Annotated in this window: 10 protein-coding genes; 7 read left to right on the forward strand and 3 right to left on the reverse strand. The window is 67.2% G+C overall.

The annotated features are described in order from the left end of the window. The first annotated feature begins 10 nt into the window (after positions 1-10). Positions 11-733, forward strand: coding sequence for an SDR family oxidoreductase (locus tag CD928_RS15475; RefSeq protein ID WP_095387956.1), 723 nt, complete (start codon positions 11-13; stop codon positions 731-733). Between the two features lie 58 nt (positions 734-791). Here CD928_RS15475 and CD928_RS15480 read toward each other — a convergent pair whose 3' ends face one another. Beyond that, complete coding sequence (locus tag CD928_RS15480; protein WP_095387957.1) at positions 792-3,401, reverse strand: TonB-dependent receptor; 2,610 nt, start codon at positions 3,399-3,401, stop codon at positions 792-794. A gap of 144 nt (positions 3,402-3,545) precedes the next feature. Between CD928_RS15480 and CD928_RS15485 the strand changes: the two genes are divergently transcribed. After that, complete coding sequence (locus CD928_RS15485; RefSeq protein ID WP_255247193.1) at positions 3,546-4,604, forward strand: hypothetical protein; 1,059 nt, start codon at positions 3,546-3,548, stop codon at positions 4,602-4,604. On the opposite strand, the gene CD928_RS15490 is transcribed toward CD928_RS15485, so the two are convergent. After that, on the reverse strand, positions 4,601-8,668 hold the full coding sequence (locus CD928_RS15490) for a glycosyl hydrolase (RefSeq protein WP_176473600.1): 4,068 nt from the start codon (positions 8,666-8,668) through the stop codon (positions 4,601-4,603). The genes CD928_RS15485 and CD928_RS15490 overlap by 4 nt on opposite strands. Positions 8,669-8,903: 235 nt before the next feature. Between CD928_RS15490 and CD928_RS15495 the strand changes: the two genes are divergently transcribed. Next, positions 8,904-9,626 carry a transcriptional regulator NanR gene (locus CD928_RS15495; RefSeq protein WP_095387960.1) on the forward strand — a complete coding sequence of 241 codons (723 nt, stop codon included), beginning with the start codon at positions 8,904-8,906 and terminating at the stop codon, positions 9,624-9,626. Here CD928_RS15495 and CD928_RS15500 read toward each other — a convergent pair. Beyond that, complete coding sequence (locus CD928_RS15500) at positions 9,623-11,422, reverse strand: hypothetical protein (RefSeq protein ID WP_095387961.1); 1,800 nt, start codon at positions 11,420-11,422, stop codon at positions 9,623-9,625. The genes CD928_RS15495 and CD928_RS15500 overlap by 4 nt on opposite strands. A gap of 108 nt (positions 11,423-11,530) precedes the next feature. Here CD928_RS15500 and CD928_RS15505 point away from each other — a divergent pair, with 108 nt between their 5' ends. The 4 genes from CD928_RS15505 to CD928_RS15520 all read left to right on the forward strand — a co-directional run bounded on the left by CD928_RS15505 (position 11,531) and on the right by CD928_RS15520 (position 16,531). Beyond that, positions 11,531-12,358 (forward strand): phosphogluconate dehydrogenase C-terminal domain-containing protein, encoded by an 828-nt coding sequence (locus tag CD928_RS15505; protein WP_095387962.1) that lies wholly within the window; start codon positions 11,531-11,533, stop codon positions 12,356-12,358. A gap of 112 nt (positions 12,359-12,470) precedes the next feature. After that, positions 12,471-14,297: a DUF5060 domain-containing protein gene (locus CD928_RS15510; RefSeq protein ID WP_217983768.1), complete on the forward strand. Its 1,827-nt coding sequence runs from the start codon at positions 12,471-12,473 to the stop codon at positions 14,295-14,297. Positions 14,298-14,331: 34 nt separating this feature from the next. Then, complete coding sequence (locus CD928_RS15515) at positions 14,332-14,790, forward strand: hypothetical protein (protein WP_095387964.1); 459 nt, start codon at positions 14,332-14,334, stop codon at positions 14,788-14,790. 142 nt (positions 14,791-14,932) lie between these two features. Continuing rightward, the gene (locus CD928_RS15520) at positions 14,933-16,531 is read left to right on the forward strand and encodes an alpha-L-fucosidase (RefSeq protein WP_255247194.1); all 1,599 of its coding nucleotides are present in this window, start codon (positions 14,933-14,935) and stop codon (positions 16,529-16,531) included. Positions 16,532-16,540: the final 9 nt, after the last annotated feature.

The raw sequence follows: 16,540 nt of genomic DNA on the forward strand, positions 1-16,540 counted from the left end.
ATTTTCAAACGTGATCGACCTGACCGGAAAAACCGCCTTCATCACCGCCGCCGCCCAGGGCATCGGCCGCGCTTCGGCGCTCGCGCTCGCCGCCGCCGGCGCGCGCGTGATCGCGACCGACGTCAACGAGGCGGGGCTCGACGGTCTCGCGGGCGAGCGTATCGAAACGCGCCGGCTCGACGTGCTCGACCCGGCGGCGGTCGCCGCGCTTCGCGACGAGGCGATCGACATTCTGTTCAACTGCGCGGGCGTGGTGCACGGCGGCTCGGTTCTGGAGGCCAGCGACGCCGATCTCGATTTCGCCTGGCGGCTCAACGTCATGGCGATGACGCACACCTGCCAGGCGGTGCTGCCCGGCATGGTGGCGCGCGGCGGCGGGGCGATCATCAACATGGCGTCGGTCGCGTCGAGCGTGAAGGGCGTTCCCAACCGCTACGCCTATTCGGTGACCAAGGCGGCGGTGATCGGTCTCACCAAGTCGATCGCGGCCGATTTCGTCGGGCAGAATATCCGCGTCACCGCGATCTGCCCGGGGACGGTCCAGACGCCGTCGCTTGACGAGCGGCTCGCGGCCGGCGGGGATTATGAAGGCGCCCGCGCGGCGTTCATCGCGCGCCAGCCGATCGGGCGCATCGGCGCGCCCGAGGAGATCGCCGATCTCGTCGTCTATCTGGCGGGCGCGACCTACACGACCGGCCAGGTGCAGATCATCGACGGCGGCTGGGCCATCTGAAAAAAAAAGGCCGCCCGGTCGAAATGACCGGGCGGCCCATCTGTCCGTCTTTGCCTCTCTAGAATTTGAAGCGCACGCCGGCGAGGAACTGGCGGTCATCGATCGACACCTGCCCCGGGCGGGTCTCGTCGACATAATAGGTCGCCTCGGCGGTGCGCAGCAGATTGCTTCCCTCGAGCGACACGGTGATGTTCGGGGTCACGTCATAGTTGATCGACGCATCGAGCCAGCCATAGCCCTTGCGATAGACAAGCCCGACATTGCCGTCGCCGGTGAACAGCCCCTGATAGAATTTGGAGCGGTAATTATAGGCGACACGCGCTGACAGGCCGCCCTTTTCATAGAGGCCGCTGATGTTGAAGCTGTGCTTGGACAGGTTCGGCAGCGGGGTGATGAAGCCCGCGACCGCGCTGGGCGTCTTGGAATCGACATAGGTGTAGTTGGCCTGGATGCCGAAGCCCGACAGCGCGCCCGGCAGGAAGTCGAAGAAAGCCTGCCCGCCGATTTCGGCGCCCTTGATGTCGCCGCTCTCGCCGTTGGTCGGCTGCGACAGGTTATAGAGGATGCCGTCGATCGGGACGTTGGGCGTCACGGTGGTGAAGATGAAGCCCTTCACCTTGCGATAGAAGCCCGCCGCATAGACCGAGCCGGTCGGCGAGAAATAATATTCGAGGCTGACGTCGGCCTGATCCGCGCGCAGCGGCTTCAGGAACGGGTTGCCGCTCGACGCCTGACCGTTGGCGGGCACCAGGGTCAGCGACGGCGAGAGCTGGCCGAAGTCGGGCCGCGTCAGCGTCTTCGACGCCGACAGACGGAGCTGCAGATCGTCGGTCAGGCGGAAGCGGATGTTGCCGCTCGGCAGAACGCTCACATAGCTCGAGTGGACATTGAGCGGCGTCAGGACGACGGTGCCGCCCACGGTCGAGTTCTGGTTGCCCGTCACGTTGAGCTGGGTCTGCACCACGCGAACGCCGACATTGCCGTCGATGGGCAGCGCGCCCTCGGTCTTGAACAACAGCTGGGCATAGCCGCCGGTGGTCGTCTCGTTGATGTCGAAGATCGTCTTCGGATCGACCGCGGGCGCCGTCGTGATGCCGATCGCGTTGCGGACAGAGTCGAAATCGCCGCGCAGCAGCGCCGGATCGGCGACCAGCGGGTTATAGGTGATGTTGGATGCGCTCCGGTAGAAATCGTCGAACGGCATCGGCTGGAACAGATCGGCATAGGGCGTCGCGTCGGTCCCCGCCGCCGGGCTGCTGAAGAAGCGGATCGGGGTGAATTCCATCGAGCGCTTCGCCCAGCGCACGCCGACCTTGAAGCCTGACAAGAAGTCGCTCTCGATCTGGAAATCGCCGTCGAGGCGCCCCGCATAGCTGTCGCCCTTGTAGTGGTTCTCGCTGCGGGTCAGCGACGACAGGTCGTACGAACCGATCTGGGTCAGGTCGACGCCCGACAGCAACGTCGTCGCGACGCCGCCGTTGGTGTTGCCGGTCACGTCGATCTGCACCTGGGGCACCGTCGTGCGCAGGTCGAGCTCGGAGTAATAGAGCGTGTTGGTCGATTTCTGATAGGAGAAGTCGGCCGAAAGGGTGGCGGCATCGGCCGACCACTTGCCGCCGAACGAGAACTGGCGGTTCTTGTCATAGGTGTCGCGCGCCACGCCGAAGGTCGAGACCACGACGTTCGAGAAGGTGCCGCTCTGGAAGTCGTTGGTGCCGGGGAACAGCGTGACGCTGCCCGGCACGACCGCGTAGCCGTTGGTCGCGACGTTGAGGCCATATTGCTCCTGAATCGAGCGGAATTCCTGGTAGCTGCCCTGCGCATAGATTTCGAAGTCGGGCGTCGGGCGCCATTGCCAGGTGCCGTCGATGCCGATGCGGGTGCGCTTGCCGCTGATCAGCGGTTCATAGGTGCCGTTGGGCGTAATCACCTCCTGGCCCGCAATGACGTCCGTGCGGCGGCTGTGCGCGCCGACCGAGACGATGTCGGCGCGGAACGAGCGCTGCTGGAACGAGCCCGAGAGCAGCACGCCCATCTCGCCGTCGCCGACCCCCCATTTCGTCGAGATCAGGCCCGACGCCATCGGGTTCCATTTGTCGGCGAGGTCGTTGTAGCGGCCGCGGAGGCTGCCGCTGACGGTTAGGTTGTCGAGATCGAGCGGCATGCGCGTGCGTAGGTCGATGACGCCGCCGATGCCGCCTTCGACCAGATCGGACGAGGGCGTCTTGTAGATGTCGATGCCGGCGAGCAGTTCGGCCGGAAAATCCTGAAGGTTGAAGCTGCGCCCGCCGCCCGCGGTGAAGATCTCGCGGCCATTGAGGGTCGCGAGCACCTGGGTCAGGCCGCGGATCGCGACCGATCCGCCTTCGCCGCGGTCGCGCGACACCTGGATGCCGGACACGCGCTGCAGCGCTTCGGTGGTGTTCATGTCGGGCAGCTTGCCGATGTCGTCGGCGACGATCGAATCGACGATCTGGTTCGCGTCGCGCTTGCGCTGCTGCGCGGATTCAAGGCTGGCGCGAATGCCGGTGACGACGATAGCGTCGCCCTCGTCGGCGGGAGCCGCTTGGGCATTGTCGGCGGCCGCATCCTGGGCAAAGGCCGGAAAACTCAGGGTCGTCAGCGAGACGGCGGCGGCACTTGCGAGCAGATAAGCATTGCGTTTCATCGGATTTCTCCTCCTCCTCGGCATATTGTATTATGATTCGCGGGATTAGTATTATTTTATGCGGAGGATGCAATAGCTCATTTTGTCTGACAATATAAAAATGGGCTCCGGAGGGGTGATTCGCTTTTGAAAGGGAGAAGGATGATGTTCGATCGACGCGAGCTTTTGGGCAGCGGTGCGGCCATGCTGGGTGTCATGGCTCTGCCGGGGGCGGCCCGCGCGGCGTCGCGACGCGACCCGGTCGCGCCCTTTCGTACGCCCTATAAATATCTCCGCCGCATCCTCGACGGATCGGGCATCGCGGGCAGCTTCGACGAGAAGGCGGTCGATTGCCCCTTCGTCTTCTCGGCGAACGGCAAATTCTACCTGACCCATGTCGGCTTCGACGGGCAGGGCTATCAGACCGGTATCTGCGAGTCCGACGACCTGATCCACTGGAAGCGGCTGGGGCTGATCATGGCGCGCGATCCGGGCGATCCCATCACCCGGCACAATATCGCCTGCGCCTCGATCCTGCGCGAGAACGAGCTGCAGTCGTCCGGCCGGCTGATCAAGATCGACGGTCGCTATGTCGCGGCGTGGCACGCCTATCCCAACCCGGGCTATGAGGAGGGCGCCGCGGTGATCGGCCTCGCGTTCAGCGACGACTTCATGCACTGGGAGCGCGGGCCGGTGATCCTGCGTGCCGAGGATGGCGCCGAATGGGAACGCGGCGGGCTCTACAAGCCCTATCTCATCAAGATCGGCGACACCTTCCACCTCTATTACAATGCGAAGACGACCGGCGCGCCGTGGAAGGAGCAGACCGGGCTCGCGACGTCGAAGGATCTCAAGAGCTGGACGCGGCATCCCGCGAACCCGCTGCTGCGCAACGGCCCCGAGGGCGCGCCCGATTTCCGCTTCGCGAGCGACCCCGTGGTCGTGTCGCACGAGGGGAAATGGGCGATGTATTATTTCGGCCTCGCCAAGGACGGCTATGCGCGCGACCTGCTCGCGATCGGCGACAACCCGACCCGCTTCGAGAAGGTCGACGAGGTCCTGATCGACGTCGGCGCGCCCGGCACGATCGACGAGAAATACGCCCACAAGCCCGCGCTGATCTATCACGACGGCGCGCTCTATCACTTCTATTGCGCGGTCAGCGGCAAATGGCCCAACGACGTGCGCGGGCTGGCGGTGGCGCGCTCGAAACCCTGGACCTAGCTCAGCGGCACAAGCCGCGCGCCGAGCAGGCGTACCGGCCCGACCAGTCCCGATTCGAGCAGCGGCGAATCGGCCGCATAATGTTTCCACGTCGCGAAGGCGACGCGCTGGCCGGACGGCTTCGGCCGGCCGGTGCGATACCATTCGGGCAGCGCGGAAATGCCGCCGTCCCAGCCAAAGGCGTTGACGTCATACGCATATTCGGCCGGCAGCTGCTCGTCGCCGATCAGGCGGTTGGGCCAAAGATTGGTGACCTGGACTTCCAGCAGATTGTCGCCGGCACGAACCGCGTCGGTCACGTCGATGCGATAGGGTGGCTTCCACAGGCTGCCGAGCGGCTTGCCGTTGACGATCACGCGCGCCATCACCTCGACCCGGCCGAGATCGAGGTAGAGCCGCGAGGTGCCGCCCTGCGCCGCCGCGGGAACGGCGAAATGCGTGCGATAGGTGGCGGTGCCCGAAAAATAACGCACGCCCGCATCGGCGTGGCGATGGAGCGAGGCGAGGCGGTCGAGCCGCGCGTGCGCGGGCGCGCCAAGGTCGGGCGGAAAGGCGACGTCCCAGGGGCCGTCGAGCGCGACGGCCGGTGCGACGGGGGCGACGTCGATGGAGCGCTCACCCAAGCGGTATCGACCGCCCTCCCAGACAAGCAATCCCGCCGGGGTGCATTCGGCGGCGGGCGGCGCCTCGGGCGGCGGCAGCGGCTGGGCCGCCAGCTTCGCAATCTCCGCCGCCGAGAGAGATGTACGGTGCAGGGTCAGCGCTGCCGTATCGCCCTCGAACAGGCGCGGCCGCGCGATCGTGGCGCCCAGCACGGCGTGGAGCGCGTGCGGCGACGCCTTGCCGCGCGCGACCGGCGCGCCGTTCAGATAGAGCGCCGGCCCCTCCTCGCCATGGGTCACCGCGAGATGGGTCCAGCCGGCGATCGCCGCCGGCGCGGCCAGCGCGGTGCGATAGGTCGGCCCGGCATGGTCATAGAGGATCACGCCGTTGCGCCCCGCCGATATCGCCAGCGTGGCGTGGCCGGTGCCAAGCAGGTCGGCGCCCGCGGGCGGATCGACGAGAAAGCTCGCACCCCCTGCGCCGAGCCGCTCGAGGCTCGCGCCGCGCGCGAGCGCGTTCGCGCGCGCGGCGACGATTTCCGGCCGGTCGCTATCGGACGCGATCTCGGGGCTGATCGGCCAGAGGTCGGTTTCGGGCTTGATCCAGGCGGTCACGGCGAAGCGGCCGCTGGCGTCCTGCCGGGGTTCGGCGGCCAGCGGCTGCGCCGCCAACAGCGTCCCCGTCGGCCCGGTCAGTGTGCCGGCGCCGGCGTCGGCGGCGGGCCTGCGAAAGACGACGAAGCAGGACCCGGCTTCGTCGAGGCGCAGCGCGACGCGCGTGCGGCCGTCCGCCGCCGCATGGACGGGAAGCGGATGACTGCGCCCGGTCATCGGATCCCAGCATTCGGGCGCGCGCCCGGCAACGCGGAAGGTCGCGACGACATCCTCGGCGCGGCGGCGGGCATTGGAGACGAAATAGACGTCGGCGTCGTCGATGCGGCGGTGAATCCAGTGCAGCACCGCGTCGCCGGTGCGCGTGGCGAGCTCGACGTCGGGCGCGAGCCCGGCCTCGCGCAGCACCCGGTCGAGCGGCATTCCCCAGAAGACGCGGCCCTTGCCGTGCGCCCGCGCGGTTCGCGTCCGGCCGTCGAGGTCGCCCCACAGCTCGGCCGCCAGGCGTTTCACCTCGGCGTCGCTTTCGGGATAGCCGGAAAGGCCGTGCGACTGTTCGACGGGCGCGCCGACGAGCCACATGCCCTGGCGCACCATGTCGGCGATTCGCGCCAGCGTCTCGCGCGTGATCCGCCGGTCGTCGGGCATCACCAGCACGCGGTAGCTCATGCCGTCGGAGAGGGTGATGCGATCGCCTTCGATTCGCGCGCGCGTGAGCAGCACATCGGCGTCGCAGACGTCGTAATCATGGCCGGGAGGCACCGGCTGCGCGAGTTTCGGGCGCGCGCCCGACAGGGTGGCGGCGACGGGTTCCTCGATGTGCACCGGGCATTGCACCGGCGAGTTTTCGCCTGCGAAATAGAGCAGGTCGGCCACGAAATGGCCCTGCGACAGCAGATTCTGGCAGCGCGCCGCGTAGGTCAGCCAGGGGCCGGCTTCCTCGAACCAGGTGTTGGTGCGCTCGAAGTGAAAGCCCCACGGCCCCATCGTCATGCCGGGCCGCGCGGTGGGGTGCGGCTGCTGCGCATAGCGGTGAAAGACGAAATGATTGAGGCCGTAGGAATACATCTCATCGCCGAGGGCCTTCATCGCATAGGGATATTCGAGCCAGCGCGACTGCGCGGGGCGGCCGGTGAAGGATTCGGCGCCGACGAAGCGCTTGCCATGGACATGCGCGGTGGTCGCGGCGACCTTCACCGAATAGGCGGCGGCCCCGCCGCGCACCCAGAATTCCCCCATCAGCGCATCGACCCGCGCGCCGGCCTGCTGGTCGTCGAACGGGCCGTTGCCATAGGGTTCGGTATAGGAATGCAGCCCATGCGCCTCGCATAGCTCGTGGAAGCGCCCGAAATAGCGATCTTCCATCAAGGTCGCCTGGACGCGGCGGAAGTCCCACAGGAAGCGCTCGGTCCTCTCGGCGCTCGCGACGAGCCGCCCGGTGAGCGCAGGCATATAGCGGGTGAGCGGATAGCCGCGCCGCGCCGCGAACTCGGCCGGAAAGTCCGCGGTCCAGTTCTGCATCCCGGTTTCGTAGCTGTCGATCAGCGCGCCGGCGAGGTCGCGCTTGCCGAGCCGTTCGAGCGTCGGCAGCAGTTCGCCGCAATATTTCCCGAAATGGAAATCGAGCGCGGCGGTGCTGAACTTGTCGCATTCGAGGCCGCCGCCGTCGTCGGGATAGGAGAGGTTGCGCGCGCCGGTGGCGGTATGGCCGAACCGCAGCACGGTCCACTCGCCCGGCGGCGGCGTCCAGCGCAGCCGCCCGCTCGCGTCCATATGCGCCGTCAGGTCGATCACGGTCGCGGGATCGATCGTCGCCGCCGGATCGGCCGGCCCCGGCGCTTCGCCGACATTGGGACGGCGGCCCCAGCCGGCCTTGGCGCCGACGTCGGCGATGCGCGGGTCGGACGAGAGCGTCAGTTCGGCGAGCCGGCACGCGGCGGGCACCGAGAGCCGGAAGAAGCGCGCGCTGGTCGAGACGAAGTTGATCACGATCGGCGGCGTGGTGTGCAGCCGCCACACCGGCACCGGCATGTCGGCGAGCGGATGCCAGCGTTCGCCGTCGCTCGACGCCTCGACCTGGAACGCCGCCTGCGCCGTGAAATTGGCATTGTCGTCCACCGGCGCGGCCTGCACCATCAGTGATCGGGCGCGATAGGGCTCGGCGAATTCGATGATCAGCTGCGATGGCGCGGCGCCCGGCGCGATATCGAGCATCGTCGCCGCGTCGCCATCGGTGATGACGCGCATGTCGACTGTTTCGCCGTTCAGCGACGCGCGCGCGATCTGGCCGCGCGCCGCCGTCCGGTCGCCGGTCAGCGCGGGAAAGGCGACGACCATCGCGTCGCGATAATGGTCGAGCCGGGTGAAGGGCTGCGGCAGCGCGCGGTCGATCGCCCGGCCGCCGGCGAGCGTCACCTCGCTCCACACGAGCTGCTGCATCGCCAGTTCGGGGGTGATCCAGGGGCCGCCGCTCGACGACCAGCCCGGGCAATTGTGCAGGGTGAAATGCAGCCCGAGCCGCCCGCATTCGTCGGCCGCATGGCGAATCAGCCGCACCCATTCGGGGCCGAGCGTCACCGCGGGGCCCTGCGGAATGCCGCACCCCACGTCGAACATCTGCACTCCGCCGACGCCGACCCGCGCCAGCGCCTCGAGGTCGCGCGTGATGCCGTCGGCTGTGACGTTGCCGTTCATCCAGTGCCACCAGGTGTGCGGCCGCGCGTCGGGTCCGGGCGCGCGGAAGCTCTCCAGCAGCGCGTCGTCACCCTCTGCGAGCGCGGGAACGGGCCAGTTCAGCGTCACGGCAAACGCGCCCACCGCGCCGCTCGCAAGAAAGTCCCGCCGATCCATCCACCCTCTCCCTCTCGTCGGCGCCATCGATTGTGACACCGATCTTCTTATGTCATCATACCAGTTGAACGGGCAACGTCCACCGCGACGGTGAAAAATCGGAAAGAGAGCTGCGAGCGCCATCTGGCGCAGTCGCCGGTTCGACCACGAATCCGCTTGCGAACGCCCGGCTATCGCAGCACCGGCGGCGCGGCTATGATGCGGCGCTGATGACAGAGGAGGCAGGAAAAGGGTGGTGCTAGGAGCGCAAGAGCCGATCGTCCGGCGGAAACTCTCCGACGAGGTGTTCGACCGGCTGAAGGCGATGATCGTCAGCGGTGAACGGGGGCCCGGCGAGACGCTACCCTCCGAGCGCGAGCTGATGGCGCGCTTCGGCGTGGGCCGCCCCGCCATTCGCGAGGCGATGCAGGCGCTCGCCAATCTGGGGCTGGTCACCATCCATCATGGCGAGCGCGCGCGGGTGCGCCAGCTCACCGCCGAATCGGCGATGCGGCAGCTCGACCCGATCGCGCAGCTGCTGCTGTCGCTTTCGCCCGAATCGCTCGAGCATCTGAAGGAAGCGCGAAGCTTCTTCGAGCGCGGCATGGTGCGCCGCGCCGCCGAGCTGGCGACCGACGCGGACGTCGCCGACCTGCGCGAGATCCGGGCGCGCCAGGCCTCGCTGGTCGGCGACGCCCCCGCCTTCATGAGCGCCGACATGGCGTTTCACACGCGCATCGCGCGGATCACCGGCAACCCGATCTATGTCGCGGTGAGCGAGATGATGCTGGGCTGGCTGCGCGACTATCACGCGCATATGCTGATCTGGCAGGGGCACAGCGACCGGACGCTCGCCGAGCATGAAGAGGTGATCGAACGGATCGCGGCGCACGACCCCGATGGCGCCGAGCAGGCGCTGATCCGGCATCTGGCGCGCTCGAACCATCTCTACACGCATCCGGAGAGCGACGCGGGCTAGACGAGCGGAACGGACGCGATCCCGAAGGGGGGAAGCGCGATCTCCATCGCCCCGATCCGGGCGATCCGGTCGCCGGCGGTCAGATTGGCGAAAAGGACGACCTCCGCCGTCGCGACGGCCGCCACCTCGCCCGGCGCGGCGGAGCGGCAGGCGCGGCGGGTGCGGCCGGCCATCTTTGCCAGCGCCGCGACGGCCGCGAACACCGGCCGGGGGCCCTTGTCGCCGATCACCCCGAGCGGGCCGGACAGCGCGCCGAGCGTCAGCGTGTCGAGCGCGCCGTCCTCGGTCGCGGCGGCATATCCGACCGTCCACGCCGCGGCGAAGGCGCCGTCCTGGCGCGGATCGCGCCCCGCCATGGCGATCCGCTCGCGGTTGGGATTGGGCATGGTGCGCGATCCATAGGGGTTCTGCCGCATCCCGATCGTCACCGGCCCGAGCCGATAGGGCAGGCCGCCCATGATCGCGCGCGCCGACCGCATGATGTGCGGGATCGCCTCCAGCGACTGCATGACGCTGAGGTCGTCGGCGGCATGGACGATCGGACAGGTCGCATGCGACAGGAAATCGAGCGCATCGAGCGGCGGGCGCTTGCGGTTGAGTTCGGTGAAATAGCCGAACATGCCGCCACCCAGCGGCAGGCCGGGAAAGGCGCGGCGTGCGGCGGCATAGACGTCGGCGAGCGGCGGGCAGGCGGGCCAGGCGCTTCCCGGCGGGGTCGATTGCAGGTCGGGCGCGGGATATATCGCGACCGCATCGATATGCAGCCCGGCGCGGTTGACCTGGTCGACGACCGCGCGAAGCTCGGCGTCGAGGTCGCCCGTCGCGGCGATCACGCACTCGAGCGTCCGGCGCTGCGGCAGGCCCTCGACGACGTCCGCCAGCGCCTGCATCTCGGCGAAGCCATGACCTGCATAGGCGGCAAAGCTCAGCAGCAGGTCCTGCACGCCGGCCTCTTTCAGCGCGCCGCGCAAGCCGCGGTCGGTCGCGGCCTGCTCGGGCGTCAGCGCCAGTCCGACGCGCGGCATCGTGCCGATCGGCGCGCCGAGCTCGATTTCGACGATCCGGCCCTGGGTCGATATCTTGCGCGGCGCGTCGCCGGTGATCGCGATATGGACCGACTGCCGGTCGATCGTCCCCGCCGGCACCTCATAGGGCCACGGCTTGGCGAGCGGCCGGACATAGGTTTTGTAGGACGCGTCCGACCAGTTGCGCTGGTCCTCCATCTCGAAACCGTCGCCGTCGAGCCGGCAGGCGACGGTGAGGCCGTTCTGCCGGTGGATCAGCGCGGCGATGTCGGTGAAGGGCTGCCAGGGGTCGATCCGCTCGGGGAAAACGCTGTCCTCGGCGCGGCCATCGCCATGCTCGACCCGGAGCGGCGCGCCCGCGAGTCCGGCGGGATGGAGGACGCAGAAACCGAGCCGGTTGACGGTCACGTCGTCGATCGCGACCGCCTCCACGGTGAAGGACAGGCCGTCCGCGCGCGCGACGATCCGGGCGCGATAGGTCAGGCGATCGCCATCGGGGCCGATGCAGTGCGCGGTGAAGCCGAGGGCGAGCTCGCCATCCTTCTCGTCTACCTGCAAATCCGAAATGTCGGGCGTCAGCGTGCCCCAGTCGCGGTCTCGCACCAGATACTGGATGCCGCGCACCACCTCGATCCCGCCGAAGCGGATCGCGCGCAGATTGCCGCCGACGAGGTCGAAGGCGAGCGGGCCGACCGCGAAGCGCCGCGCGGCGGCGTCGGGCGCCGCGGTTCCATAGAGCGTCCGCGCGCTTTGGGGGTCCCTGTCCTCCACCGTTCCTCCTGCCATCGATGCTGCCGCGCTGTCGCGGCTCACGCAATACTTGCGTAACTCATCATACCATCATACCATTAGCGCAAGACAAAGAGACAAGGATAGAGAATGACCGCGATTGCGCTTTTCGGTGCGGGTGGGAAAATGGGCGCGCGCCTGTCGCGCAACCTCGCCGCCAGTGATTACAGCGTCCGTCACGTCGAGCCGGGCGAGGCGGGGCGAAACCGGCTGCGCGACGAACTCGGGATCGCGTGCGTCGACGTCGCGACCGCGCTGGACGGCGCCGATGTCGTCATTCTCGCCGTGCCCGACACGCATGTCGGGTCGGTCGCGCACGAGATCGCGCCCGCGCTCCGGCCGGGGGCGATGGTGATCGCGCTCGATGCCGCGGCGCCCTTCGCCGGCCATCTGCCCGACCGGCCCGACCTCACCTATTTCGTCACCCATCCCTGCCACCCACCGATCTTCAACGACGAGACCGATCCGGCGGCGCGCGACGATCGTTTCGGCGGGCTCCACGCGCGCCAGAGCATCGTCAACGCGATGATGCAGGGCCCCGAGGAGCATTATGCGCTGGGCGAGGCGATCGCGCGGACGATCTGGGCGCCGATCCTGCGCTCGCACCGCGTCTCGGTCGAGCAGATGGCGCTGCTCGAACCCGGCCTTTCCGAAACGGTGTGCGCGACGCTGCTCGACACGATGCGCGAGGCGATGGACGAGGTCGTGGCGCGCGGCGTGCCCGAAGAGGCGGCGCGCGACTTTCTGCTCGGCCATATGAACATCCTGGCCGCGGTGATCTTCAAACATGTGCCGGGGCAATTTTCCGACGCGTGCAACAAGGCCATCGCCTTCGGCAAGCCGACGATGCTGCGCGACGACTGGAAGCGCGTCTTCGACGCCGACGAACTGGCGATGAGCATCCAGCGAATCACCTGAACCGGGCTGGGGGATCAAGAACGGGATTGACAGGCTCCCGTGAGTCATGATCTCATCATACCAGTTGAGGGAGTGCGCGGCGTGATCGTCGCGGCCAACAGGGAGAGGGATGATGGCGCGTGTCTGGTGGCAGCGGAAAGGGCTGCATATCTGTTTGAGCGTCGCCGCCGCAGCGGGCCTGCTCGGTTTCGCGCCCGGCGCCGCCGCCACCCCGAAGATCGACGGCGAGCGCCAGCAGTGGCATGACGTCACGCTCAGCTTCGCTGGCCCGGCGACGAGCGAGACCGCCGATCCCAATCCTTTTCGCGACTATCGGCTGAACGTCACCTTCACCAAGGGGCAGAAAAGCTACGTCGTCCCCGGCTATTTCGCCGCCGACGGCAACGCCGCCGAAACCAGCGCGACGCAGGGCAATGTCTGGCGTGTCCATTTCGTTCCCGACGAGGTCGGGACGTGGAGCTACAAGGTGTCCTTCCGTACCGGCAAGGACGTCGCCGTGAGCCTCGACGCCGGGGCGGGCGCGGCGACCGCGTTCGACGGCGAATCGGGCAGCCTCCAGATCGCCGCCAGCGACAAGCGCGGGCGCGACAATCGCGGGCAGGGCATGCTGCAATATGTCGGCAAGCATTTCCTCCGCTACGCCGGCTCGGGGAAATATTTCGCGATGGCGGGCACGCAGAGCCCGGAGAATTTCCTCGCCTATTTCGAGTTCGACAACACCAAGGACTATCGCGGCGAAAAGGGCTTCGCCACACCCGACCAGCTCCACCATTATGCGCCGCATGTGAAGGACTGGAAGCCCGGCGACCCGACCTGGCAGGGCGGCAAGGGCAAGGGGATCATCGGCGCGCTCAACTATCTCGCCGGCAAGGGGATGAACTCCTTCTACACGGTGACGCTGAACAATTACGGCGACGCCATGGATACCAATCCGTGGACCGGGTACGACGAGCACACCCGCTACGACGTCTCGAAGCTCGCGCAGTGGGAGATCGTCTTCTCGCACATGGATCGCCTGGGCATGCAGGTGATGCTGATCACCCAGGAAGAGGAAGGCGAGCAGACGCTCGGCAAGATGACGCCCGAGCGCAAAATCTATTATCGCGAACTGATCGCGCGCTTCGCGCACCACCACGGGATCATCTGGGATCTCGACGAGGAGATGGATCGCTTCCGTTATTTCACGACCAAGGATATCGAGGACATCTCGAATTATATCAAGGCGGTGGACCCCTATAAGCACCCGATCCAATATGTGCAGTGGAAGGCGGAGCTGATCGCCGACGACAAGACCTACGGCCGGCTGCTGGGCTTTCCGAATTTCGACGCGACCGCGCTCCAGCACGATCCCGAGAACACCCACAGCGAAACGATCAAATGGCTCGACAAGTCGGCCGCCGCCGGCCACCCGTGGCTGGTCCACCTGATCGAGATGAACCCCGGTGTGCGGACGGACATCGAGGATCCGGGCCACGACAGGGTGCGCAAGCTCGCGATCTGGGGCCATTATATGGCGGGCGGCACGGGAACGATGTTCTTCTTCACCGACCCGATCGGCGACCTCAATGTCGAGGATTTCCGCACCCGCGATCAGCTCTTCGACCAGATCCACTATGCGCACGACTTCGTGACCCGATATCTGCCGTTCGAGGCGACCCGGCACGACGATGCGCTGACGCCGCTCGCCAATGATTATGTGCTGGCGAAGCCCGGCGAGGCCTATGCCGTCTATCTGCCCGATGGCGGAACGACGACGCTCGACCTGTCGGGCGCGACCGGGCGCTTCGAAGTCAAATGGTACAATCCGCGCGCCGGCGGCGCGCTTCGCGACGGGAGCGTGCGGACCATCGAGGGCGGCGGCCTGCGCACCCTCGGCCAGGCGCCGAACGATACCGCGAAGGATTGGGCCGTGCTGATCCGCAGGGCGGGAAACCGCTGAACCGCAGTCAAAAGATGATGGATGGGATCAAGCCATGAACATGAAATCGCACATGCTGCTCCTCGCCGCCCTGCTCCTGCCCTCGAGCGCGCTGGCCCAGGAGGGGCCCGCGGAGGGGCCGGTCATCGCCGCGTCGAACAGCACGATGCTGGTCAAGATGACCAGTTCGGTGAGCACGACGACGAGCAAGCCCGGCGACAAGGTGACCGGCATCCTGATCGACCCGCGCGGCCTGCGCGGCGCCACCGTCGAAGGGACGGTGATCCGCGCCGATCATGCGATCCTGAATTTCACGTTCGACACGCTCCACCACGAGGGCAAGACCTATCGGATGCAGTCGCGGCTCGTGTCCGTCACCAGCTCGAAGGGCAATGACGGGATGGACGACCTCGACCAGCGCCTGCGCATCGAGGGCGTGGGCATCATCGCCTACGGCACCCGGACCGCGATCGACGAGGGCGCGGAAATCCGCATCACCGCCTGGGAGGAATGATCCCTGCGGCACGCCCTTGCCGGGTGGCCCTACAAATAATAGTATGATAGGATAAAATCCTCGATCGCGGTGAAACGCGATGATCGGATGCGAGAACCGGGCGGCCGTCGGCCGGAACCCGATTTCAGGGAGAGATACGAAAGTGACGTCGATCAAGCTCATCCTTCGCGCGTCGGCCGCCTGCGCCGCGCTGGCGATGTGCCAACCGGTGGCGGCGGAGGTGCCCGGCTATCAGGCGAAGGTCGAGGCCAAGCTGCGCGAAGTGAAGGCCGAGGTCGCCAAGGGGCCATTCAAGCCCGACTGGGATTCGCTGCGCACCCAATATCGCACCCCCGACTGGTTCCGCGATGCCAAGTTCGGCATCTTCATCCACTGGGGCGTCTATTCGGTGCCGGCCTTCGCGAACGAATGGTATTCGCGCAACATGTATGTGCCGGGCAACCCGGCCTATGAACATCACGTCAAGACCTACGGCCCGCAATCGAAATTCGGCTATAAGGACTTCATCCCGCAGTTCAGAGCGGAGAAGTTCGATGCTGCGCGCTGGGTCGATCTGTTCGCCGACGCCGGCGCCAAATATGTCATCCCCGTCGCCGAGCATTGCGACGGCTTCGCGATGTACGCGTCGGATTTCACCGAATGGGACGCGTCCGACATGGGGCCGAAGCGCGACACCACGGGCGAGCTCGCCAAAGCGTCGCGCGCCGCCGGCCTGCACTTCGGCCTGTCGTCGCACCGCGCCGAGCATTGGTGGTGGTATCACAAGGGCCGCAGCTTCCCTTCCGATGTCAGCGACCCCAAATATGCGGGCCTCTATGGCCCCGCCGCCCCGACCGGCCTGCCCGCCGACGATCCCGATCTGTGGCCGGACGGCGGCCAGCTCCAGCAGTGGATGCCGCCGAGCAAGGCGTTCCTCGACGACTGGATGGCGCGCACCGCGGAACTGGTCGACAAATATCAGCCCGAGCTGATCTATTTCGACTGGTGGACGTCGGCGCCGCTGTTCGAGCCGCTGATGCGCGACACCGCCGCTTATTATTACAACCGCTCGGCCGAGCGGAACTATCAGGGCATCATCGCCTACAAGGGGTCGCAGTTCGCCGAAGGCAGCGCCCTGTTCGACATGGAGCGCGGCAAGACCGACGCGCTCAAGCTGACGCCCTGGCAGTCGGACACCTCGGTCAGCGTGCATAGCTGGGGCTATGCGCAGAACGACGAATATCGCACCCCGCAGTCGCTGGTCGCCGACCTGATCGACATCGTCAGCAAGAACGGCAATCTGCTCCTCAATGTCGGGCCCCGGGCCGACGGCACGATCCCCGACGAGATCGCGACCGTGCTGCGCGGCATGGGTGGCTGGCTGAAGGTCAATGGAGAGGCGATCTACGGCACGCGCCCCTTCCACTATTTCGGCGAAGGGCCCACCAAGTCGGGGCAGGTGCGCGTCGGCGGCCAGGTCGAGGAATCGGCGCGCAAGGGCTTCGTTCCCGCCGACATCCGCTTCACCACCAAGGGCGACACGGTCTACGCGCTGGGCCTCGCCTGGCCGCAGGACGGCGAGGTGCTGGTCAAGACGCTCTACAAGGGGACGCCCTATCTCGACGCGCCGATCAAGAGCATCGAGCTGCTCGGGGCCGGCGCGATCGACTGGGAGCAGACGCCGACCGGCCTGCGGGTCAAATTGCCCGCGAACGCGGCGGCGAAGGATTATCCCTATACGCTGAAGATCCGGGTGCGTTGACGCCCGGCT

The sequence above is a fragment of the Sphingopyxis sp. GW247-27LB genome (assembly GCF_002277025.1).
Lineage (GTDB): Bacteria > Pseudomonadota > Alphaproteobacteria > Sphingomonadales > Sphingomonadaceae > Sphingopyxis.